The 22,446-nt window shown below is 71.5% G+C and carries 17 protein-coding genes and 1 tRNA gene; 16 read left to right on the forward strand and 2 right to left on the reverse strand.

Going from position 1 to position 22,446, the window contains the following annotated elements; genetic code table 11:
* Positions 1-61: 61 nt before the first annotated feature.
* Positions 62-448 carry an Rv3654c family TadE-like protein gene (locus BLW14_RS17150; RefSeq protein WP_371128122.1) on the forward strand — a complete coding sequence of 129 codons (387 nt, stop codon included), beginning with the start codon at positions 62-64 and terminating at the stop codon, positions 446-448.
* Here BLW14_RS17150 and BLW14_RS17155 read toward each other — a convergent pair.
* Positions 336-2,867 (reverse strand): DEAD/DEAH box helicase, encoded by a 2,532-nt coding sequence (locus tag BLW14_RS17155; RefSeq protein WP_256332813.1) that lies wholly within the window; start codon positions 2,865-2,867, stop codon positions 336-338. The genes BLW14_RS17150 and BLW14_RS17155 overlap by 113 nt on opposite strands.
* A gap of 78 nt (positions 2,868-2,945) precedes the next feature.
* Here BLW14_RS17155 and BLW14_RS17160 point away from each other — a divergent pair, with 78 nt between their 5' ends.
* The 14 genes from BLW14_RS17160 to BLW14_RS17225 all read left to right on the forward strand — a co-directional run bounded on the left by BLW14_RS17160 (position 2,946) and on the right by BLW14_RS17225 (position 21,082).
* Entirely contained in the window at positions 2,946-3,299 is a 354-nt protein-coding gene (locus BLW14_RS17160; RefSeq protein ID WP_003967428.1) for an STAS domain-containing protein, read from the forward strand.
* A 306-nt stretch (positions 3,300-3,605) separates the two neighbouring features.
* Positions 3,606-4,076 carry an ATP-binding protein gene (locus BLW14_RS17165; protein WP_093708131.1) on the forward strand — a complete coding sequence of 157 codons (471 nt, stop codon included), beginning with the start codon at positions 3,606-3,608 and terminating at the stop codon, positions 4,074-4,076.
* A gap of 295 nt (positions 4,077-4,371) precedes the next feature.
* A complete protein-coding gene (locus tag BLW14_RS17170; RefSeq protein WP_093708132.1) occupies positions 4,372-5,016 on the forward strand; it encodes a small secreted protein in 645 nt (214 codons plus the stop codon).
* A 108-nt stretch (positions 5,017-5,124) separates the two neighbouring features.
* Positions 5,125-6,675 carry a DUF7059 domain-containing protein gene (locus BLW14_RS17175; RefSeq protein WP_093708133.1) on the forward strand — a complete coding sequence of 517 codons (1,551 nt, stop codon included), beginning with the start codon at positions 5,125-5,127 and terminating at the stop codon, positions 6,673-6,675.
* The gene (locus BLW14_RS17180; protein WP_093708134.1) at positions 6,672-7,679 is read left to right on the forward strand and encodes a helix-turn-helix domain-containing protein; all 1,008 of its coding nucleotides are present in this window, start codon (positions 6,672-6,674) and stop codon (positions 7,677-7,679) included. Before BLW14_RS17175 ends, BLW14_RS17180 begins: the two co-directional genes overlap by 4 nt.
* 81 nt (positions 7,680-7,760) lie before the next feature.
* Positions 7,761-8,813, forward strand: a complete 1,053-nt coding sequence (locus BLW14_RS17185) for an ABC transporter ATP-binding protein (RefSeq protein ID WP_093708135.1) — start codon at positions 7,761-7,763, stop codon at positions 8,811-8,813.
* Entirely contained in the window at positions 8,810-9,601 is a 792-nt protein-coding gene (locus BLW14_RS17190; protein ID WP_093708136.1) for an ABC transporter permease, read from the forward strand. The genes BLW14_RS17185 and BLW14_RS17190 overlap by 4 nt, the downstream gene beginning before the upstream one ends.
* A 79-nt stretch (positions 9,602-9,680) precedes the next feature.
* Positions 9,681-10,520, forward strand: coding sequence for an ABC transporter permease (locus tag BLW14_RS17195; RefSeq protein ID WP_093708137.1), 840 nt, complete (start codon positions 9,681-9,683; stop codon positions 10,518-10,520).
* Between the two features lie 99 nt (positions 10,521-10,619).
* Positions 10,620-10,817 carry a hypothetical protein gene (locus BLW14_RS17200; protein ID WP_093708138.1) on the forward strand — a complete coding sequence of 66 codons (198 nt, stop codon included), beginning with the start codon at positions 10,620-10,622 and terminating at the stop codon, positions 10,815-10,817.
* 336 nt (positions 10,818-11,153) lie between these two features.
* Positions 11,154-13,982, forward strand: a complete 2,829-nt coding sequence (gene topA, locus BLW14_RS17205; RefSeq protein WP_093708139.1) for a type I DNA topoisomerase — start codon at positions 11,154-11,156, stop codon at positions 13,980-13,982.
* Between the two features lie 339 nt (positions 13,983-14,321).
* On the forward strand, positions 14,322-17,711 hold the full coding sequence (gene tmk, locus BLW14_RS17210; protein WP_177154007.1) for a dTMP kinase: 3,390 nt from the start codon (positions 14,322-14,324) through the stop codon (positions 17,709-17,711).
* Between the two features lie 344 nt (positions 17,712-18,055).
* Complete coding sequence (locus BLW14_RS17215; protein WP_093708141.1) at positions 18,056-19,261, forward strand: DNA polymerase III subunit delta'; 1,206 nt, start codon at positions 18,056-18,058, stop codon at positions 19,259-19,261.
* Positions 19,262-19,360: 99 nt separating this feature from the next.
* A complete protein-coding gene (locus tag BLW14_RS17220; RefSeq protein WP_093708142.1) occupies positions 19,361-20,908 on the forward strand; it encodes an alpha/beta hydrolase in 1,548 nt (515 codons plus the stop codon).
* A 100-nt stretch (positions 20,909-21,008) separates the two neighbouring features.
* A tRNA-Thr gene (locus BLW14_RS17225) sits at positions 21,009-21,082 on the forward strand.
* Between the two features lie 128 nt (positions 21,083-21,210).
* On the opposite strand, the gene BLW14_RS34525 is transcribed toward BLW14_RS17225, so the two are convergent.
* Positions 21,211-21,408 (reverse strand): hypothetical protein, encoded by a 198-nt coding sequence (locus BLW14_RS34525; RefSeq protein WP_093708143.1) that lies wholly within the window; start codon positions 21,406-21,408, stop codon positions 21,211-21,213.
* A 191-nt stretch (positions 21,409-21,599) separates the two neighbouring features.
* Between BLW14_RS34525 and BLW14_RS34240 the strand changes: the two genes are divergently transcribed.
* Positions 21,600-22,397, forward strand: coding sequence for a hypothetical protein (locus BLW14_RS34240; protein WP_143052010.1), 798 nt, complete (start codon positions 21,600-21,602; stop codon positions 22,395-22,397).
* Positions 22,398-22,446 lie beyond the last annotated feature (49 nt).

Raw genomic sequence — 22,446 nt, forward strand, 5'->3', positions numbered from 1 at the left:
TTGGCCGAAGTGGCGGCCTTGGCGGCGCCGGGTGCCGGTGGCGGATCAGGGGCTGGCAACCGTGTGGGCGGCGGTGACCACGACAACGCTGTGCACCGTGTTCGCAGTGGTCCTGGCGCTCGGGCAGGTGGTGGCCGCTCGGCACCGTGCCGGGGGAGCGGCCGACCTGGCGGCGCTGGCCGCGGCGGACCGGGCCCTGGAGGGCGCGGCTGCGGCCTGCAAGTCGGCGGAGGAGGTGGCCGGGGCGCAGGGGGCGGAGGTGGTGCGCTGCGCGGTTCAGGGGGAGGTCGCCGATGTGACGGCCAGGGTCCGGTTGGGGCTGTACGCGCCGGAGGTCAGGTCCCGGGCGGGCCCTGCGGCGGCCGCTCCTGCGCCCGGGACGGGCCGGCGGAGTCCGGAGCCCCCGGATCGCCCGGAGCCCCCGGAGCGCACCGGAGGAGTTCCGTGAGGAGGCGGACGGCGCCCCGCTTGTGCAGGGGGTCGTTGCCGTTGCCGCACTTGGGGGACTGGATACAGGACGGACATCCCGCGTCGCACTCGCACGAGGCGATGGCCAGGCGCGTGGCCGACAGCCACTCGCGGGCGGTGTGGAACGCGCGCTCGGCGAATCCGGCGCCACCCGGGTGGCCGTCGTACACGAAGACGGTGGGCAGCAGGGTGTCGGGGTGGAGGGGAATGGAGACGCCGCCGATGTCCCAGCGGTCGCAGGTGGCGAAGAGGGGCAGCATCCCGATCGACGCGTGCTCGGCGGCGTGGAGCGCGCCGCCGAGGATCTCCGGGTTGATCCGTGCGGCGTCGAGCTGGTCCTCGGTCACCGTCCACCACACGGCTCGGGTGCGCAGGGTGCGGGGCGGCAGGTCCAGCTTGCTCTCGCCCAGCACCTCCCCGGTGATCAGCTTGCGGCGCAGGAAGGAGACGACCTGGTTGGTGACCTCGACGGACCCGTAGCAGAGGCGCCCGTCCCCCCAGGGGATCTCCGTGTCGGTGTCCAGGACGGCGATGGAGGTGGTGTCGCGTGCGGTGGTCGAGTACGGCGGGTCGGCCTGCTCGACCAGGGCCACGGAGTCGTCCAGGTCCAGTTTCCGGACCAGGTAGGAGCGGCCCTGGTGGAGGTGGACGGCGCCCTCGTGCACGGCGCTGTGGGCGGCGGACTCGTCCACGGTGCCAAGCAGTCGGCCGGTGCCCTCCTCGACGATCTGGACGGGGCGGCCGCCCTCGCCTCGGATGTCGGTGAGGTCGGCGGCGCGCTCGCGCCGGGTCCAGTGCCAGCCGGACGGTCGCCTGCGCAGCAGCCTGGCGGTCTCCAGCTGGGGCAGCAGGCCGGGCGTGGCAGGGCCGAAGAGCTGGAGGTCGGATTCGGTGAGCGGCAGCTCCGCGGCAGCAGCGCAGAGATGGGGGGCGAGGACGTAAGGGTTGTCCGGGTCCAGGACCGTCGACTCCACGGGCTGCTGGAACAGGGCCTCGGGGTGATGCACGAGAAAGGTGTCCAGCGGGTCGTCGCGAGCGACCAGGATGGCGAGGGCCCCCTGGCCCGCCCGGCCGGCGCGGCCCGCCTGCTGCCAGAGGGAGGCTCTGGTGCCCGGGTATCCGGATATGACGACGGCGTCCAGGCCGGACACGTCGATGCCCAGTTCGAGGGCAGTGGTGGCGGCGAGGCCGAGGAGGCGGCCGGAGTGCAGAGCCCGTTCGAGGGCGCGGCGTTCCTCGGGGAGGTACCCCCCGCGGTACGCGGCGACCCGGGGCGGCAGACTCCGGTCGACCTCGGCGAGGCGCTCCTTGGCGATGACGGAGATCAATTCGGCCCCACGCCGGGACCGTACGAAGGCGACCGAGCGGACGCCCTGGACGGTGAGGTCGGTGAGGAGGTCGGCGGTCTCGGCCGTGGCGGTACGGCGTACCGGTGCACCCTTCTCGCCGTGCAGCTCGGTCAGCGGGGGCTCCCACAGGGCGAAGACCAGTTCGCCGCGCGGGGAGGCGTCGTCGGCCACCTCGGTGACGGGGAGGCCGGTGAGGCGGCCGGCCGCGAGGGCGGGCTCGGCGGAGGTGGCGGACGCGAGGAGGAAGACGGGGTCGGAGCCGTAGCGGGCGCACAGACGGCGGAGCCGCCGGACCACCTGGGCGACGTGGGAGCCGAAGACGCCCCGGTAGGTATGGCACTCGTCGATGACCACGTAGCGCAGGGAGCGCAGGAAGGAGGACCAGCGTGCGTGTGACGGGAGGATCCCGCGGTGCAGCATGTCGGGATTGGTGAGGACGTGGTTGGCGTACTGGCGTACCCACTCGCGCTCCTCGACGGGGGTGTCGCCGTCGAAGACCGCGGGGCGGATTCCATTGCCCAGCGGAGCAGCGAGTGCCTTGACGGAACGGAGCTGGTCGGCTGCCAGGGCTTTGGTGGGGGCGAGGTACAGGGCGGTGGCGCCGCGCCCGTTGGGGGCTTCGGAGCCGTCCAGGAGGGCGCTGAGCACCGGGGCGAGGTAGGCCAGCGATTTGCCGGACGCCGTTCCGGTGGCGATCACGACGGAGGTGCCGTCCAGGGCGTGCTCCGCGGCGGCCGCCTGATGGGCCCAGGGATGGTCGATGCCGGCCTTCTGGATGGCGGCGATCACTTCCGGACGGATGCGATCGGGCCAGATGGCATGGGTTCCCGCGCGCGGGGGCAAGTGCTCCGTATGAGTGATGCGCGCGGACCGGCCCGCCCCTGCGGCGAGCCGGTCGAGGACCATGTCCGGAGAGGGGCGGGAACCCCCGCTCTCCGGGGGTGGACTGGGGCATTGATTCTTGGCCATCGGCATCGAGTGTGTCACTGGCAGGACGGACAATGGTCCCAAGGCGTCGTGCATGGCTGCCGGTAAGTGATTGAATGCCATCGCGGCTGGCGATCCGTCCCCCGGCTCCGTCGGGGAGACCGAGGGGCGACCGCTCGATAGCAAGGTGCTGGAGGATCCGTGGACCTGTCCTTGTCGACTCGCAATGTGTCCGGCCCTGGTGGCGACCGTACGGTCGTCGAGGTCGGTGGCGAGATTGATGTGTATACCGCGCCCAAGCTGCGCGAGCAGTTGGTCGAGTTGGTGAATGACGGCAGCTACCACCTGGTTGTCGACATGGAAGGCGTCGACTTCCTCGACTCCACCGGCCTCGGCGTGCTCGTGGGCGGCCTGAAGCGTGTGCGCGCCCATGAGGGCTCGCTGCGCCTGGTGTGCAACCAGGAGCGCATTCTCAAGATTTTCCGGATCACCGGTCTGACCAAGGTGTTCCCGATCCACACCACGGTCGACGAGGCCGTCGCGGCCACCGACTGACGTCCGGCCCGACGCCGGCCCGGCTTCCCGCCGGTCCGGCGGCGGTCTCGGCTGCGGCGGCTCCGGTGGGCGACCGCCCGGGGCGGCAGCCTCTGTTCTGCCGTGGCCGGTGAGGCCCGGTGGGCGTTCGGCGGCTGCCGGATCACCCGGTCGGCGGTCGGTGGCTGATTTATTTGTCAGCCGTCCGACTCGCCCGGGCGAGATCGTCCTGCGGGTCGGGATCAGCGGGCTCGTAGACAGCGCCAGGGGCCCTGGGGCATGGGGCCAGGCCCTGGCATGCACACACGTACGTTCGAGGGGGATCGCATGGCCACCGTTGAACTCCGCTTCAGCGCCCAGCCCGAGCACGTCAGGACCGCCCGTCTCGTGGCGGCGGCCGTGGCGCGCAGGGCCGGGGTCGACGAGGCCGTGCTCGACGAGGTCCGGCTCGCCGTGGGCGAGGCGTGCAGCCGAGCCGTCGGCCTGCACCGCAGCCATGGCATCACGGCTCCTGTCACGGTCGTCCTGATCGAGGAGGAGAAGACGTTCGCCATCGAGGTCGGTGACGAGGTCCCCGGCCCCGGCGCGGACGGCTCGGTTCCGGGCGGTGTCTCCGGGCGACGTGCCGGCACGTCCGGCGGAGGGCTCGACGCGCCCGAGCCGGAGGCGGACGACGAGGACGAGATGGGCCTCGCGGTCATCAGTGGCCTGGTCGACGACGTCGAGGTCAGATCCGGTGCGGGCGGTGGAGTCATCCGGATGAGCTGGCCCAAGACGCCGGTCCCCGTTCTTCCCTGACCGGCGACCCGTGCGGTGTCCTCGGGGGGCCGCACGTCCCTCGATCGGGTGATGTGAGCTCAGATCGCTTTCGTACTGCCTCGCCTGGCGCGCCGTAGGGCTGACGGCTTCTCGCGCGAGTGGGAAATCGCTTGCGCGTTCCCCTTGGCGAGGGCTGTCCGGGTGAGTTGCATATCCCTCATTCCCCTTGGTGCAAATGGCTGCAAAAGCCTGCGCATCGGACGCCCGGCACCCGGATGGAGGGTGTTCGGCGTGTAAGTTCCGGGGCCGAAGAGCCTTGGAAGGGACCAAACCGGTGAACAAGAAGCTTGCAGCCGCGCTGTCCGGCGGTGCGGTACTCGTACTGGCACTGTCGGGCTGCAGCGACGACAGCGACAACAAGGTGAACGACTGGGCCAAGAAGGTCTGCGACCAGGTCCACCCGCAGCTGCAGAAGATCGCGAACGCCAACGCGTCCATCCAGCAGCAGACCGCCGACAACAGCAAGCCCGCCGACGTCCAGGAGACCGACTCGGCCGCCTTCAAGCAGATCTCGCAGGCGTACAAGGCGCTGGGCTCGGCCGTCGAGTCCGCCGGCCCGCCGCCCGTCGACGACGGAGAGACCACGCAGAAGGAGGCCGTCAAGGAGCTCAACGCCTCCTCCGCGGCCTACGCCAAGCTGCAGGAGAAGGTCGATGCCCTGGACACGAAGGACCAGGGCAAGTTCGCCGACGGCCTCAAGGGCATCGCCGACGAGCTGAACAAGATCAGCACCAACGGCGACCAGGCGCTGAAGAAGCTCCAGTCCGGCGAGGTCGGCACCGCGATGGCCAAGCAGGAGGGCTGCCAGAAGCCGACCGCATCGGCATCCCCCTCTGCCGGCAAGTCGGACGACTCCGAGCCGTCGACCGATCCGTCGAAGGAGGCGTCCCCGTCGGCGTCCGCCAGTAAGAAGGCGTGACCACGCGAACGGCGTGACGGCTCGCACACATCGGGAGAGCGGCCCGGCACCCCCTGGGATACCCGGGGCGTGACCGGGTCGCTGCTGTTGTCAGTGGGAGCCGTCACAATGGGGCACGTGAGTAAGACCAGCCTTTTCGCAGCAGACCTTCCCTCGGTGGACCGCGCACAGCAGCTCCGCGAGGCCCTGCTCGCGGCCGCGTTCACGGCCGACGGGCTCCTCGACCTGCTCGGCGCGTCCGCCTACGCCGCGCTGGCGCGCAGCGAAACGGTGCCCGCGCTGCGGGCCACGCGGGGCGATTCGCCGCTCGACACGCTGGTGCGCCTCTTCCTGCTCCAGCGGGCGGTGCCCGCCGAGCGGGTGGCGGCCGTGCTTCCCCTGGCGGAGTGCGTGGCCGACGGCTGGCTGACCGAGACGGCCGGCGAGGTCCGGGCGACCGTAGATGTGCGGCCGTACGGCGGGCCGGACGGCGAGGACTGGTTCATCGTGTCCGACCTGGGCTGCGCCGTGGGCGGCGCGGGCGGGATCGGCTCGCGCGAGAAGGGTGTGGTCCTCGGCATCGGCGGGGCCTCCACCACCCTGGCCGGGATCACCGTCCGTGAGCCCGTCGGATCCGCCCTCGACGTCGGTACGGGCTCCGGCATCCAGGCGCTGCACGCCGCGCAGCACGCCACCAGGGTCACGGCCACCGATCTCAATCCGCGCGCCCTCGAATTCACCCGGCTCACCCTCGCCCTGTCCGGCGCGGCCCCGGCCGATCTGCGCGAGGGCTCCCTGTACGAGCCGGTCGGTGCCGAGACCTTCGACCTGATCGTCTCCAATCCGCCGTTCGTCATCTCGCCCGGCGCCCGGCTCACCTACCGCGACGGCGGCATGGCCGGTGACGACCTGTGCCGGACCTTGGTGCAGCAGACGGGCGACCGGCTCAACGAGGGCGGCTTCGCGCACTTCCTGGCCAACTGGGAGCACAGCGGGGACGAGGAATGGCAGGACCGGCTGCGCGCCTGGGTTCCGGCGGGCTGTGACGCGTGGATCGTGCAGCGTGAGGTGCAGGACGTCACGCAGTACGCCGAGTTGTGGCTGCGCGACAGCGGCGACCACCGCACGGACCCGGCCGAGTACGAGGCGCGGTACGACGCGTGGCTGGACGAGTTCGAGGTGCGGGGGACGAAGGGTGTCGGCTTCGGCTGGATCACGCTGCGGAAGTCCGCCGCCGCGGCCGCCGGGGACGCCTCGGTCGTGATCGAGGAGTGGCCGCACGCGGTGGAGCAGCCGCTCGGCCCCGCCGTCGAGGCGCATTTCGCCCGCCAGGACTATCTGCGTGAGCAGGACGACGCGGCGCTCCTGGCCGCTCACTTCACCCTGGCCACCGAGGTGGTCCAGGAGCAGGTCGGGCTCCCCGGCGCGGAGGACCCGGAGCACGTGGTGCTCCGTCAGAACCGCGGCATGCGCAGGGCCACGAAGGTCGACGCGGTCGGCGCCGGGTTCGCCGGGGTGTGCGACGGCTCGCTGCCCGCCGGGCGCATCCTCGACGCCATCGCGCAGTTGATGAACGAGGACCCGGTGCTGCTGCGCGATCGCACCCCGCAGGCCATCCGGCTGCTGGTCGAGGAGGGGTTCCTGGAGCCGCTGCCCCCGGGCGGACGGGTGGCCGGATGATCCGGATCGAGCTGGACGAGGCGTCGCTCGGCGCGACCCGCATCGCGATCAGCCCGCTGTGGGACGCCTTCTGCAGCCTCCATCTCGCTATGCCGCACCGGCGTCCCTCCCGCCCGTACGAAGAGTGGGTGGTGCGGGCCCGGGAGGTGCTGCGAGAGGACGACCGGACGCATGCGCTCCGGCTGCTGATCGACGGCCCGCACCAGTTCCCCGACTTCATGCTGCCCCGCCCCGTCGGGGCCACGTCCGTGGAGGCGGAGCTGGACGCTGTCCGGACTACCCCTGCCGACCTCGTACGGGCGGGAGTCGCCGAGCACTACGCCGGGATGGAGGACCATCCGCACGTGCGGCCGTTTCTCGACGACCCCGAGACCGCGTGCGCGGCGCTCGCGGATGCCTACGCCGCGTACTGGGAAGGTGCGCTGGCCGGCCATTGGCCCGTCATGCGGCGTCTGGTCGAGGACGAAGTGCTCATACGGGCACGGACGTTCGCTACCGAGGGTGTGGACGCGCTCTTCACCGGCCTGGAGAGCCGGGCCAAGTGGGAGCCGCCCGTGCTGGAGCTGACCAAGCACATCGACGCCGAGTACCGGGCGGGCGAGCGACGGCTGCTCCTCGTGCCCCTCGTCTTCGCGGAGGGCTGCCGGCTCTACTCCACCGACGACCCCGAGGTCCTGACGGTGTCCTTCCAGGCGCGCGGCGCGGGCGCCCTGCGCGAGCGTCCGGCGGAGCGGGCCGACAGCGGCGACCGGCTCGGGCTGCTCCTGGGGCGGGGCCGGGCCTCGGTCCTGCGCCAGCTCGGGGGACCGCTCACCACGGCCGGGATAGCCGACCGGCTCGGCCTCGCGCCGAGCACGGTCTCGGAGCACCTGTCCGTCCTCGCCGGAGCCGACGTCGTCACCCGGCACCGGATCGGGCGCAGCGTCTACTACCAGCTCACCGACACGGGCCGCGCCCTCCTCGCGCTGCTCTCGGGGGAAGACGTGCTGCGCGCGGTGTCGTGAGACGCGGCGGGACGGCGACGACGATTCGGAGGGCTCCGAATCAATGGCGGGGGTGGCGGAGGCGGGCCTAGCGTCCGGGCCATGCTTGCGATCGAGGCGAAGAACCTGCGCCGCACCTACACCAGCCGGACCGGCTTCCTGCGCCCGCGCCGCACCGAGACCGAAGCCGTGCGGGGGATCACCTTCGAGGTGGCCTGCGGGGAGCTGTTCGGGCTCCTCGGGCCCAATGGCGCGGGCAAGACCACCACCATCAAGATGCTCAACACTCTGTTGCTGCCCACCTCCGGCACGGCCAGGGTGCTGGGGCACGACGTGGCGTCCGACCCCGTCGCCGTACGCCGCCGGATCGGTTACGTCTTCGGCGGCGACCGTGGGCTGTACGACCGGCTCTCCGCCCTGGACAACCTGCGGTACTTCGCGGAGCTGTACGGCGTCGAGCCGCGCGACCAGAAGCGGCGGATCGGTGAACTGCTCGACCTGGTCGGCCTCGCCGGCCGGGAGAAGGAACGCGTCGAGGGGTATTCGCGGGGCATGCGGCAGCGGCTGCACATCGCGCGCGGTCTGCTGCACAGGCCCGACGTGCTGTTCCTCGACGAACCGTCCATCGGCGTCGACCCGGTGGCGGCGCGCGACTTGCGTCGCACCGTCGCCGACCTGCGCGCCGGCGGTACCACCGTGCTGCTGACCACGCATTACATGGCGGAGGCCGACGAGCTGTGCGACCGGATCGCCGTCATCGCGGGCGGCACCATCCGGGCCCTCGGAACCCCGGACCGGCTCAAGTCGCGCGTCCAGGAACGCGGCATCCTGGAGATCGAGGCGTACGGAGCGGGCGAGGAGCACCTCGAACGCATCCGTGGCGTGTCGGGAGTGCACGGAGCGGCGGCCGAGGAGCGGGGCAGCCGACAGGCCGTCATCGTGCAGACGGAGCGCGGCGCGGACCTGCACGGCCAGGTTCTGGCAGCGCTCGACGGAGTCCGGGTCGGACGGGTCGTCACCCGGGAACCCACACTGGAGGACGCCTACATCGCCATCGTCGAGGAGGCGGACGCGCTTGCGCCCACGGATGTGCCTGGGCCCACGGATGCGCCTGCGTCCACGGACGCGTCCGGATCCACGGAGGTCGCGGCATGACCCTCGTCAGGGCCGTGCGCCTGATCGGCGTCGGCGTGCGGACACACGTCTCGTACATGAGCCGCTCGCCGCTCGAGATCACCTTCGCGGTCCTCGTGCCCCTGGTGTACGCGACCCTCGCCGTCTACCTCTTCCGCGCCGCCGACGACCCCGACCGGTTGCTGACGGCGGCGGTCGGGGCCGGGCTGATGGGCATCTGGTCGTCGGTGCTCTTCGGTTCGGGCGGCGCCGTCCAGAACCAGCGCTGGCTGGGCACGCTGGAGACGCTCGTCGCCTCGCCCACCCCGCTCTCACTCGTCCTGCTGCCCATCACCCTGGCCACCGCCGTCATCGGCACGTACGCCATGGGCGCGACGGTGCTCTGGGGTGCGGTGCTGTTCGACGTGCCGCTGGACTTCGCGCATCCGCTGCTCTTCCTGGCCGCCGTCCCGGTCTGTGTGCTCTCGCTCGGGATGATGGGGCTGCTGCTCGCCGCCACCTTCGTCCTGCTGCGCAACGCGAACGCGCTGGCCAACCCGCTGGACGCGCCCGTGTGGCTGCTGTCCGGGATGCTCGTGCCCGTCACCGTGCTGCCGGACTGGACGCGTCCGGTTTCCTGGGCGCTCCCCACGACCTGGGGCTCCCGTGCGGTGCACGCCGCCACCTCCGGCGGGGCCGGAGCCGGTGAGGTGCTGGTCCCGATGGGCGTCGCCCTCGGACTCGGGGCGCTCTACGCGCTGCTCGCCGTCCTCGTGCTGGGACGCGTCGAACGGCGCGCCCGGGCCGCCGCGACCCTCGCCCTGGCCTGACCTGCCGAGCGAGCCGTCCCGCCCCGCCGCGCGGGCCCGCGCCCCGTACCCTTCCCCGCCGCACCCAGGAGTTGTCCGCATGCCCACCCGTACCCCTCACACAGATTCCGGTTCCGCCCCGGGCCCGTACCGCCGAACCGTTTCCGCGCTGCGGCTCGTGGTGGTCGGCGGCGCCCTCTCGTACCGGGCACTCTTCAACTGGACGACACCGCCGATGTTCATCGGCACCCTGCTCGTCGGCCCGCTGCTGCAACTCCTCTTCTTCGTCTTCCTCGGACGGCAGCTGCACGTCGCCGACGACCGCTTCTATCTGCTCGGCAATGCCGTCGTCTCCGCGTCCACAGCCTGTGTGTACGGGGGCACGATGGCCGTCGCCAACGAGCGGCGGTACGGGACGCTCGGCGCGGTCCTGCTCAGTCCCCGGAACCGGGCTCCGCTCTGGTTCGGCCGGGCGATCCCGTACGTGCTGAACGGCCTCGTCATCAGTGTCTTCACACTGTCCGCCGCCTGCCTTCTGCTCGGTCTGCGCATTCCGGTTGAGGCTCTGCCGGGGCTCGGTGCGGTCCTGCTCGCCGCCGCGGCCGGGTGCTCCGCCTTCGGCCTGGCGCTGGGGGCGCTGGGGCTGCGTTTCCGGGACGTGTTCCTCGTATCGAACGTGGCCAGTTCCGTACTCCTGCTCCTGACCGGTGCGAACGTGCCGCGGGAGACCCTGCCGGCGTGGATGCGGGCCTTGGGGGACGTACTCCCGCTGACCCACGCCGCCGACGCGGCACGTCAGTTGTCCGCCGGTGGCGGCCTCGACGGCCGGGGCATCGTGGCCGAACTCCTGACGGGAGCGGGGTACGCGCTGCTCGCCGTCGTGCTGCTGGCCCTGTTCGAACGCGGCAGCCGGCGGCGCGCGACGCTCGACGTGATGTGACGGTCCTGCTGTTCACCCCGTGTTGGCGCCCGTGACGCCCCGCGGTGGGAGCCTCCCCCGGTCAGCCGAGGATTTGGCAGGGAGAGGGAGGCGTACGGGATGGAGAGCGGACCCGCTGTCTTCGCCGGAACGACGTTCGCACTGTTCGGCGTGGCGCTGTTGCTGTGGACGGGGGCGCGCGTGCTGCACCGCGCGCCGGTCGCGTACCGGGTGAGCCCCGCCCTCTCCACCGCACTCGCCACTGTGTTCGGCGTACTTTTCCTCGTCCTCGGGGTGTGGTGCCTCGGTCGCGGCTGAGTACGCCTCCGGGGCGCGCGTACGAGTTCGGCCTCCTCCGGAGTCCGCGCCCCGCGCCGGGAACACGCCCGGGCCGTCCGCCTCTGGCTCGCTGCACCGGCAGGACAGTCGGGGCGCCGCCGAAACCCGCAGGCAGGGGCCGTGCGCGAAGCGGACTGAGCGGGCCGGGCGGCAGGAATGCCGGAAGTCGGGTTACCGTTCGAGTGGCCGTTGCGGGCTTTTGCCGTTTGACACGGGGGCGGGTTGTACCGTCACACTCCGCAGCGACAGCACTGTCGGCAGCGCCCTCACGCTGCCCGGATGCCCACCGAGCGTCGACCGGAGAGAAGAGCGAAGTTGTCCCCGACCAGCGAGACCGCACAGGGCGGCCGCCGACTCGTCATCGTCGAGTCGCCTGCCAAGGCGAAGACGATCAAGGGCTATCTCGGCCCCGGATACGTCGTCGAGGCGAGCGTCGGGCACATCCGCGACCTCCCGAACGGCGCCGCCGAGGTACCGGACGAGTACACCGGCGAGGTGCGCCGCCTCGGTGTCGACGTCGAGAACGACTTCGAGCCGATCTACGTCGTCAACGCCGACAAGAAGGCCCAGGTCAGGAAGCTGAAGCAGCTGCTGGCCGAGTCCGACGAACTCTTCCTCGCCACCGATGAGGACCGCGAGGGCGAAGCCATCGCGTGGCACCTCCAGGAAGTCCTGCGGCCCAAGGTCCCGGTCCACCGGATGGTCTTCCACGAGATCACCAAGGACGCGATCCGGGCCGCCGTCGCCAACCCGCGCGAGCTGAATCAGCGCATGGTCGACGCGCAGGAGACCCGCCGCATCCTCGACCGCCTCTACGGCTACGAGGTCTCGCCGGTCCTGTGGAAGAAGGTCATGCCGAAGCTCTCGGCGGGCCGCGTCCAGTCCGTGGCCACCCGCCTCGTCGTCGAACGGGAGCGCGAGCGCATCGCCTTCCGGTCCGCCGAGTACTGGGACCTGACCGGAACCTTCGCCACCGGTCGCGGCGGCGACGCCTCCGACCCGTCCACGCTCACCGCCCGGCTCAGCGCCGTCGACGGACGCCGCATCGCCCAGGGCCGCGACTTCGGTCCAGACGGGCAGCTCAAGTCCGGCTCCGGCCAGACGCTGCACCTGGACGAGGCGAACGCCCGGGCTCTGGCCTCCGCGCTCGCCGACTCCGCGTTCGCCGTGCGGTCCGTCGAGTCGAAGCCGTACCGCCGCTCCCCGTACGCCCCGTTCCGGACGACGACCCTCCAGCAGGAGGCGAGCCGCAAGCTGGGCTTCGGGGCGAAGGCCACCATGCAGGTCGCGCAGAAGCTGTACGAGAACGGCTTCATCACCTATATGCGTACGGACTCCACGACTCTCTCGGACACCGCGGTCGTCGCGGCCCGGGCGCAGGTCACGCAGCTGTACGGGGCCGACTACCTGCCCGAGAAGCCGCGCACCTACGCCGGCAAGGTCAAGAACGCGCAGGAGGCGCACGAGGCGATCCGCCCCTCCGGCGACCGCTTCCGCACCCCCGCCGAGACGGGCCTCACCGGCGACCAGTTCCGGCTGTACGAGCTGATCTGGAAGCGGACCGTCGCCTCCCAGATGAAGGACGCGACCGGTAACTCGGTCACCGTCAAGATCGGTGGCCGGGCGAGCGACGGGCGCGACGCCGAGTTCTCCGCATCCGGCAAGACGATCACCTTCCACGGGTTCATGAAGGCGTACGTCGAGGGCGCGGACGACCCGAACGCCGAGCTGGACGACCGCGAGCGGCGGCTGCCGCAGGTCAGTGAGGGCGACGCGCTGTCCGCCGACGAGATCTCGGTCGACGGCCACGCGACGAAGCCGCCGGCCCGGTACACAGAGGCCTCGCTGGTCAAGGAGCTCGAAGAGCGCGAGATCGGCCGCCCGTCGACGTACGCCTCGATCATCGGGACCATCCTCGACCGCGGCTACGTGTTCAAGAAGGGCACGGCCCTCGTGCCGTCGTTCCTGTCGTTCGCCGTGGTCAACCTGCTGGAGAAGCACTTCGGCCGGCTCGTCGACTACGACTTCACGGCCCGTATGGAGGACGACCTCGACCGCATCGCCCGCGGTGAGGCCCAGTCCGTGCCGTGGCTGAAGCGGTTCTACTTCGGTACGCAGGAAGGGGACGACGCGGCCGGTGCGGGCGCGGCGTCCGACGCGGGCAACGGCGACGGCGACCACCTCGGCGGGCTCAAGGAGCTCGTCACCGACCTCGGCGCGATCGACGCGCGCGAGATCTCGTCCTTCCCCGTCGGCAACGACATCAAGCTCCGCGTCGGCCGCTACGGTCCGTACATCGAGCGCGGCGAGAAGGACTCCGAGGGCCACCAGCGCGCGGACGTGCCCGAGGACCTGGCGCCCGACGAACTGTCCGTCGAGTACGCGGAGGAGCTGCTGGCCAAGCCGAGCGGCGACTTCGAGCTCGGCGCGGACCCGGTCAGCGGGAACCAGATCATCGCCAAGGACGGCCGCTACGGGCCGTACGTGACCGAGGTGCTGCCCGAGGGCACGCCGAAGACCGGCAAGAACGCGGTGAAGCCGCGGACGGCTTCGCTGTTCAAGTCGATGTCGATCGACACGGTGACGCTGGCCGACGCGCTCAAGCTGATGTCGCTCCCGCGGGTGGTCGGCGCGGACGCCGAAGGCGTCGAGATCACCGCGCAGAACGGGCGCTACGGACCGTACCTGAAGAAGGGCACGGACTCGCGGTCGCTGACCTCCGAGGACCAGATCTTCGACATCACCCTCGAAGAGGCGCTGGCGATCTACGCGCAGCCGAAGCAGCGCGGGCGGGCCGCGGCGAAGCCGCCCCTGAAGGAGCTGGGCACGGACCCGGTGAGCGGGGCTCCGGTCGTCGTGAAGGACGGCCGGTTCGGTCCGTACGTCACCGACGGCGAGACGAACGCGACGCTGCGCACGGGTGACAGTGTCGAGGACATCACGCCGGAGCGGGGGTACGAGCTGCTCGCCGAGAAGCGGGCGAAGGGGCCGGCGAAGAAGAAGACGGCCAAGAAGGCTCCTGCGAAGAAGGCGCCCGCGAAGAAGGCTGCGGCGACGAAGAAGGCCGCGGCCAAGAAGACCACGGCGAAGAAGGCTCCTGCCAAGAAGGCGTCTGCGGCGAAGAAGGCTGCCGCAGAGGACTAGGCGTTCCGGTTGGGGCGGTGGTGGGGTGGGTGCGCCTGCGGCGGGCCTTGCCCCTCCCCTCCCCTTCCCGAAACCGGGGCTCTGCCCCGGACCCCGCGCCTCAAACGCCGGCGGGGCTGGATGGTGAGGCGGGGCGTTGCCCCTGGCTCGGCGCCTCAAACGCCGGCGGGGCTGGATGGTGAGGCGGGGCGTTGCCCCTGGCTCTGCGCCTCAAACGCCGGCGGGGCTGGATGGTGTGGCGAGGCTTTGCCCTGGGGGCTGCGCTTCAAACGCCGGACTCGGTGGGCGTTTGTTCGGGTGGGGACACGGTGGGTGGGGACGGGCCGTTAGGCTGGGCGGATGACGCGAGCCGAGCAGCCTACGGTCGTGAGCCCCACCTCCGACACACTTGCCGCAGACTCACGCGAGCGCGCCGTACGAGCCCTGTTGCGTGTTCCCCCGCTGAAGCGGTTGTGGAGCGCACAGCTCGTCGGCAGTACCGGCGATGCACTCGCCCTTCTCGTGCTGGTGTTGCTGTCGCTGCAAGCGGCGGTCCTTGAGGGCTCATTCGGGTCCGGATACCGCGGGGCGGCGTTCGCCGTCGCCGCCGTGTTCGGGGCCCGGATCATTTCCACCCTGCTCTTCGGAGCCGTACTTCTGGGGCCTTTGACGTCCCTCACCGCGCCGGGCGGGCCGATCGACCGGCGGTGGCTGATGATCGGGGCCGACGGGTTGCGGCTCGCGCTGCTGGTCGTCGCGCCGCTGTGGATCGACTGGACGCCGTCCAACGCGCTCACCATGATCCTCGTCACCGTCTTCGTGACCGGTGCCGCCGAACGCCTGTGGACGGTCGCCAAGGAGAGCGCGGCCCCCGCACTGCTGCCCGCCCCACCGATCGAGGGCGCGGCCGTGCGGCCGCTGCCGGACCACCTCGACCCGCTGCGCCGGCTCTCCCTGCGTACGGACTTCGCGGCCGTTCCCCTCGCCGCTGCCGTTCTGCTGGTCGCCACGATCATCGGCAACCTTCTGGGGTCCGGCCTCGACTGGTTCTCGTTCCATCAGGCGGCCCTCGGCTCGTACGTCGCGGCCGGGCTGTTCTCCGCCTCCATCTCCACCCTGTACTTCCTGGAACTGCCCGGTACGCAGACGCCCCGCCCGCGCTCCCCGCTGGAGGGGTTGCGGCGTCCGTCCGCGGGGAACGGCCCCGACAAGGGGCGTACCGGTGCCATCCCGCTGATCGTCGCCACCTGCGCGGCGGTCGCCGGAGCCATCGCCGCGGCGGCCGCGGTCGCCGTGCTGCACGCCAGCGACCTCGGCGGCGGTCCCGTAACCCTCTCTCTGCTGATCCTCGCTCTCACCGGTGCCACAGGTGTCGGCATCCGTACGGCGGGGAAGGTGCTGCCCACGCTGTCGCGGCGGCGGATGCTGTCGCTCGCCACCGCCGTCACCGGCGTCGCCCTCCTGGCGATGGGCCTCGTCCCGGACACCGCGACCGTCGTCCTGCTCGCCGCCCTCGCCGGGTACGCGGCGGGCGTCGCCGCGAACACCGGTCATGTCCTGGTCGACCAGGAGACCGAGGAAGCCCGCCGGACCAGGACCACCGAACACCTCCAGGCCGTCGTCCGGGTCCTGATCGCGCTCGGTGCGGTCGGCGGCCCCCTGGTCGCCGCGGCCATCGGCACCCACCGGCTGACCACGGGCGACTTCGTCTTCGCCCACGGCGGCGCGGCGTTCACGCTGATGCTCGTCGGCGCCCTGCTGCTGCCGGTCGCGGTCATCGTCCTCGCGAAGACGGACGACCGTTCCGGCGTGCCGCTGCGGCGTGACCTGCGCGAGGCGCTGCGCGGCGGCGACCCGGCGGTCGCACCCGCCGCGAACGGCTTCTTCATCGCCCTGGAGGGCGGCGACGGGGCCGGCAAGTCCACCCAGGTCGACGCGCTCGCCGAGTGGATCCGGGCCAAGGGGCACGAGGTCGTCGTCACCCGTGAGCCCGGCGCGACCCCGATCGGCAAGCGGCTGCGGTCCATCCTGCTCGACGTGTCGTCGGCCGGACTCTCCAACCGGGCCGAGGCCCTGCTGTACGCCGCCGACCGCGCCGAGCACGTCGACTCGGTCGTCCGCCCGGCACTGGAGCGCGGCGCGGTCGTCATCTCCGACCGCTACATCGACTCGTCCGTCGCCTACCAGGGCGCGGGCCGGGACCTGGCGCCCACCGAGATCGCCCGCATCTCGCGCTGGGCGACGAGTGGCCTCGTACCGCACCTGACCGTGCTCCTGGACGTCCCGCCCGAGACCGCGAGGGAACGGTTCACCGAGGCGCCCGACCGGCTGGAGTCCGAGCCGCCCGAGTTCCACGCCCGGGTGCGTTCCGGCTTCCTGACCCTGGCCGCCGCCGACCCGACGCGCTACCTCGTGGTGGACGCCGGGCAGGAACCGGAGGCCGTCACCACCGTCGTACGCCACCGCCTCGACCAGGTCCTTCCCCTCTCCGAGGCCGAGATCAAGGCCCGCGAGGAGGCCCGCAAGGCCGCCGAGGAAGAGGCCAGGCGCCGCGCCGAGGAGGAGGCCGCCCGCAAGGCGGAGGAGGAGCGCCTGGAGCGTGAGCGCCAGGAACAGCTCGCCAAGCTCCGCGCGGAGGAGGAGGAGCGCAAGCGCCGCGAGGAGGAGGAAGCTCGCCGCCGCGAGGCCGAGCGCCAGGCCGAGGAGGCCCGGCAGCGCGCCGAGGAGGAAGCCCGCAAGCGTGCCGAGGAAGAGCGGCGGCGTGCTGAGGAGGAGCGGGAGCGTGCCGAGGAGGCACGTCGCGTCGCCGAGGCCGAGCGGGCCCGTCGCGAGGCGGAGGAAGCCGCCTACGAGGCCGAACAGGCCCGGCTGCGCCGACAGGCGGAGGAGGAGGCCCGGCTGCGCAAGGAGGCCGAGGCCAAGCGGCTGGAGAAGCAGCGCCAGGCCGAGGAGTCCCTCCTGCGGGCCGAGGCCGCCCGCCGTCAGGCGGAAGCGGAGGCCCAGGCGAAGGCCGAGGCCGAAGCGGAGCGTGCCCGTGAGAGGGCGGCCCGCGAGGAGGAGGCGCGCGCCCTGGCCGCGCGTCAGGAGGCCCGCACCCGGGCTGCCCAGAAGGAATCCCGGCTGCGGCAGGAGGGCGGCGCGGCGGAATCCGGAAGCGGTGACGAGCCGTCCGGTTCGGCCGCGCGCCCCGACGCCGGCGACGGGCCCTCCGAGCCCGACAACGAGCTGACGGTGCCCACCCCGATCGTCGACCCGAACGAGATCACTCAGCCGGTGCCCTCGCCGACGGACCGGCCGTCGCGCACCGACCGGCCGCGTGGTGCCTCGTCGGCGCCCTGGCCGTCGGACCAGGACGAGACGACGGTGATCCCCAAGTTCTCGGACGCGCCGGAACCCTCCGGAGCCTCGGACGAGACGACGGTGCTCCCGGCGATCCAGGACACCGGGCACGGCGGCGTACGGGATGCCGACCCGGCCGACCGGGTGCCTCGCGGTATTTTCCGGGACGAACGCCCGGCGGAGAGCGAGAACGAGCGCACCCGCGAGCTGCCGCAGATCACCGACCCGCACGCTGACCCGAGGCAGGCCGAGGAGCAGCAGAGTTCCCGCCGCTCCCGGCGCCCCCGGCCCGACTGGGCGGAGGAGACCCCGCTGGACGACCTGCCCAGCCTCGCCGACGAGCTGCTGGGCCGGCACGACGACGAGGGCCCGGAGCCCTCGGGCGGCCGGGGCCGACGGCCGCGCCGCTGACCGGGAGGCCGGGGGTGCTTCCGGCTGGGACGCGCTTCCGGCTGGGACGCGCTTCCGGCCTGGTCGGGCTTCTGGCCTGGGGGTGCTTCCGGCCCGGGGTGAGCTTCTGGCCCGGGGGTGCTTCCGGCCGGGACGAGCCCCGGCCCCGGCCCGCTTGAGGCCTGGGGCCTGCTTGACCCCCGGGGCCGCGCGCGGTCCGGGGCACCCTTACGGGACGACGCCGATGGCCCCGCACCTTTCCCTGGTGTGGGGCCATCGGCATCCGCGTTGTCGGACCCGTCCCTCACAATGGGAGACCGGATCGACGAGAGCGACGCGTCGAGCGAAGTGAAAGGCGGTGCCCCATGTCCGTGTGGGACGACCTGGTCGGCCAGGACCGGGTGCAGGAGCAGCTGGGCGCCGCCGCCCGGGACGCCGACGCGCTGGTCACCGCCGAGGCGGCGCGGGAGCCGGTGCCGGCCGCCTCGAAGATGACGCACGCCTGGCTGTTCACCGGTCCTCCCGGCTCGGGGCGCTCCACCGCCGCCCGGGCGTTCGCCGCCGCGCTGCAGTGCACCAGCCCGGACCGCGCGCTGGGCGGGGCACCGGGCTGCGGCTTCTGCGACGGGTGTCACACCAGCCTCATCGGTACGCACGCCGATGTGGACGTGATCCGCACCGACCTGCTCTCCATCGGTGTGAAGGAGACCCGTGAGCTGGTCCGCCGCGCCCAGCTCTCGCCGGCCGTCGGGCGCTGGCAGGTCATCGTCATGGAGGACGCCGACCGCCTCACCGAGGGCGCGGGCAACGTCCTGCTGAAGGCCGTCGAGGAGCCCGCCCCGCGCACGGTGTGGCTGCTCTGCGCACCCTCGTTGGAGGACGTGCTGCCGACGATCCGGTCCCGGTGTCGCCACCTCACGCTGCGGACACCGCCGGTCGACTCGGTCGCCGATGTCCTGGTCCGCAGGGACGGCATCGATCCCGAGCGGGCCGCTGCCGCCGCCCGCGCCACCCAGGGGCACATCGGCCGGGCGCGTCGCCTCGCCACGGACGAGCGGGCCAGGGCGCGGCGGGCCGCGGTGCTGAAGCTGCCATTGCGCGTGGAGGACATCGGGGGGTGCCTCAAGGCGGCGCAGGAGCTGATCGACACGGCGACCGAGGACGCGAAGCAGGCGTCCGAGGAGATAGATGCCAAGGAGACGGAGGACATGAAGGCGGCGCTCGGAGCCGCCGCCGGGGGCCGGATGCCGCGAGGGACGGCCGGGGTGATGAAGGAGCTGGAGGACAAGCAGAAGCGCCGCAAGACCCGCACCCAGCGCGACAGCCTCGACCTGGCGCTCACCGAGCTGACCGGCTTCTACCGCGATGTGCTCGCCCTGCAGTTCGGCTCACGGATCGCCATAGCCAACGCCGACGCGCAGGACGCCCTGGACCGCGTCGCCCGCGCGTCCACCCCGGAGCGCACGCTGCGCCGGATCGAGGCGGTGTCGGCCTGCCGCCAGGCCCTGGACCGCAACGTGGCGCCGCTGCTGGCGGTGGAGGCGATGACGATGGCCCTGCGCGCGGGCTGAGGAGCCACGGCGCGCCGCCGGGCACCTTGCGCGGCCCGCCGAATCACCCGAAGGAGGAAGGAATCGGGTGGTCGGTGAGGTGGCGGCTACGCTCCGGGCATGGACTCCAGGCGCTCGTTCCGCACTCTCGTCCTCGCGTTGGGCGCTGCCGGCCTGCTCGTTTCCGGGTGCAGCGGCGGCTCGTCGTCAGGCGCCTCGTCCTCCGCCGAGTCGGCGTCCGCCTCGCCCTCGGCCGTGCCGGCGGCCCTGAAGCCGTTCTACTCCCAGCACCTCAGCTGGCGGGACTGCGGTGTCAGCGGCTTCCAGTGCACGACGATGAAGGCGCCGCTCGACTACGCGAAGCCGGACGGCGGCGAGATCAAGCTGGCCGTCTCCCGGAAAAAGGCGACCGGCCCCGGCAAGCGGATCGGCTCCCTCCTGGTGAACCCGGGCGGTCCCGGCGGATCGGCCATCGGCTACCTCCAGGGCTACGCAGCGATCGGCTACCCGGCCCAGGTGCGTGCCCGCTACGACATGGTGGCGATCGATCCGCGCGGGGTGGCACGCAGCGAGCCCGTCGAGTGTCTGACCGGGGCGCAGATGGACGCGTACACACAGGTGGACCAGACCCCGGACGACGACGCCGAGGTCACGAAGCTGAAGGGGGCCTTCGAGAAGTTCGCCTCGGGCTGCGAGAAGCGGTCCGGGGAGGTGTTGCCGCATGTCTCGACCGTGGAGACGGCCCGCGACATGGACATGCTGCGGGCCCTGCTCGGTGACGAGCACCTGAACTATGTGGGGGCGTCGTACGGGACGTTCCTGGGGGCGACGTACGCCGAGCTGTTCCCGGGGCGCACCGGCCGCCTGGTCCTCGACGGGGCGATGGACCCCTCGCTGTCGCCCGTGGAGATGAACCGGGACCAGACGGCGGGGTTCGAGACGGCGTTCCAGTCGTTCGCGCAGGACTGCGTGAAGCAGAAGGACTGCCCGCTCGGCACCACGTCCGCCTCCGACGCGGCGGACCGGCTGAAGAAGCTGTTCACGCGGCTGGACGCGGACCCGATCCGCACCGGCGAGTCCCGCGAACTCGGCGAATCGCTCGCCACGACGGGCGTCATCGCCGCCATGTACGACGAGTCGGCCTGGCCGCAGCTCCGGAGCGCGCTGACCGCCGCCGAGTCGGGCGACGGTTCCGGCCTGCTGACCCTGGCCGACAGCTACTACGAGCGGGAGCCGAGCGGCAAGTACACGAACCTGATGTTCGCCAACGCCGCGGTGAACTGCCTCGATCTTCCGCCCGCGTTCTCCGGTCCGGATGCGGTCGCCAAGGCGCTCCCCTCCTTCGAAAAGGCGTCCCCGGTCTTCGGCAGGGGCTTCGCCTGGGCGGCCCTGAACTGCGCCTACTGGCCCGTCCCCGCCACCGGCTCCGCCCACCGCATCAAGGCCGAGGGCGCGGCCCCCGTCGTCGTGGTCGGCACCACCCGCGACCCGGCCACCCCGTACCGCTGGGCCGAGTCCCTGGCGGACCAGCTCTCCTCCGGCACCCTCCTCACCTACGCGGGCGACGGCCACACCGCGTACGGCCGCGGCAGCGACTGCATCGACACGGCGATCAACACGTACCTCCTGGAGGGCACCCCGCCGGCCTCGGGCAAGAAGTGCCGCTGACCTGCGAGGACGGCCCCTGTACGGGCTGGTACGGAGCACCCTCCGAAACTGTGTAGACTTGGCGTCGCTGCTGATCGCATCATGGTGCGAACAGGGCGGTGCCGCCTTAGCTCAGTTGGCCAGAGCAACGCACTCGTAATGCGTAGGTCTCGGGTTCGAATCCCGAAGGCGGCTCGGATTAACCCCAGGACTCACTCGCCGTGACCTGGGGTTTTTTCATGCCCGGGGCCGGCCGAGCCGCGCGACGGGGATGGCGTGGAAGTGCTTGCGTGAGCGATGCGTGAGCGGAGCGGGGACCGGCCCTACTTCTTGGGCTTCTTCTGCCCGGCCTTCTTCTGCCCGGCCTTCTTCTTGCCCTCTGCCCGGGCCTTCTTGGCGCGCTTGGTCTTCTTCCGGGCCTTCTCGGCCTTGCGTTCGGCCGCTTCGGCGTCCGCCTTGCGCTGGAGCGGGACCAGCTTGGCGGTTGCCTCGGCAGCGCTCTTGCCGACGTGGGGGAGCACGCTTAATGGTGACGTCGGGTATTGGAACTGTCCGAATGCCTCATCCGGCGCTTGATCGACAAAGAGTGATCACGGAGCTGGGAGGGACGTCGCCGCACGTGGCTCAGCGCGAATCGCCTGTGTCAGATGGCCGGAACGCTGATCCTGAAACGCCGGTCGCGGAGGTGGCCTGTCGGTGCAAAATCAACTCCATGACCACGCAGCCGCCAGCGATCACGTTGAAGCACACGTACTACCGGTGCCGCCTTGGCCGCCGTCAACTCGATGGTCTCTTCGCCACCGCTTCGTCGGGCTTCAGCACTGATGCTGTCGAGCTCTCTACTGAAAGCCACAACCGAACTTTTCGCGCCGCCGCCCTGGACGACCTGGTGGCAGCAGTCCGTAGCGCCCCGCTGCCGGGGAACCCAGATCAGTGGAGCAACTTGACCTTCACGGCAAAGGAGGCATCAGGCAGATGTGCAGTCAGTGTGCAACTCACGCCGGAACATGCAGAAGTGACCGTCACAGGCTCGGACCCCACCTGGGTCTATGGCGCTGACGCCCAGATCCGTCTCTTCCTGGAGGATGAGGCTGTGGGCGGAAGCAGCAAGTCCCGCTCCGAAGCGCATCGCAAGATGCGGAGCGCAGTTGGTGGCGTCTTCTTGTGGACCTTCGTGATCGTGTATGCCGTGGTGTGGTACCCAGGCAGCCGTGTTGGCGCACCGCCAGGAGCGACGGGTGCCGAATGGGTCAACAAGCCTCTGCCGCTGAGCAGTCTGTTGGTCCTGGCTATGTTCGCGCTCTACTTTGCCGTTAGGGCGGTCCAGCAATGGGCACGCGACCGCGCTGGTAGAGGCCGCCTTGCTGTGACCGGCGAGCTTCCAGCCGGAAGTTGGTGGAAGACGCTCTCCACTGCCGAACAGCTTTCTGCCGTGGGCCTTCTTGCGGCGACTCTTGCGACACTGGGGACACTTGTTTCGGCTGGAGCCGATGTTTTCAAGAACGGCTGAAGACTCCGTGGCATCGCGCTGAAGCTCGTCTCACGATCCCATCGGTTGG

This window comes from Streptomyces sp. 2131.1 (assembly GCF_900105515.1).
GTDB classification, from domain to species: Bacteria; Actinomycetota; Actinomycetes; order Streptomycetales; family Streptomycetaceae; genus Streptomyces; species Streptomyces drozdowiczii.

Excerpts from the sequence above, each read along its gene's own strand:
- BLW14_RS17175 (WP_093708133.1), top strand. The coding sequence starts at position 5,125 with ATGGGGCACGTGAGTAAGACCAGCCTTTTCGCAGCAGACCTTCCCTCG.
- BLW14_RS17215 (WP_093708141.1), top strand. The coding sequence starts at position 18,056 with ATGTCCGTGTGGGACGACCTGGTCGGCCAGGACCGGGTGCAGGAGCAG.
- BLW14_RS17195 (WP_093708137.1), top strand. The coding sequence starts at position 9,681 with ATGCCCACCCGTACCCCTCACACAGATTCCGGTTCCGCCCCGGGCCCG.
- BLW14_RS17180 (WP_093708134.1), top strand. The coding sequence starts at position 6,672 with ATGATCCGGATCGAGCTGGACGAGGCGTCGCTCGGCGCGACCCGCATC.
- BLW14_RS17200 (WP_093708138.1), top strand. The coding sequence starts at position 10,620 with ATGGAGAGCGGACCCGCTGTCTTCGCCGGAACGACGTTCGCACTGTTC.
- BLW14_RS17220 (WP_093708142.1), top strand. The coding sequence starts at position 19,361 with ATGGACTCCAGGCGCTCGTTCCGCACTCTCGTCCTCGCGTTGGGCGCT.
- BLW14_RS17185 (WP_093708135.1), top strand. The coding sequence starts at position 7,761 with ATGCTTGCGATCGAGGCGAAGAACCTGCGCCGCACCTACACCAGCCGG.
- BLW14_RS17165 (WP_093708131.1), top strand. The coding sequence starts at position 3,606 with ATGGCCACCGTTGAACTCCGCTTCAGCGCCCAGCCCGAGCACGTCAGG.
- BLW14_RS34240 (WP_143052010.1), top strand. The coding sequence starts at position 21,600 with ATGACCACGCAGCCGCCAGCGATCACGTTGAAGCACACGTACTACCGG.
- BLW14_RS17155 (WP_256332813.1), bottom strand. The coding sequence starts at position 2,867 with ATGGCATTCAATCACTTACCGGCAGCCATGCACGACGCCTTGGGACCA.
- tmk (WP_177154007.1), top strand. The coding sequence starts at position 14,322 with ATGACGCGAGCCGAGCAGCCTACGGTCGTGAGCCCCACCTCCGACACA.
- BLW14_RS17190 (WP_093708136.1), top strand. The coding sequence starts at position 8,810 with ATGACCCTCGTCAGGGCCGTGCGCCTGATCGGCGTCGGCGTGCGGACA.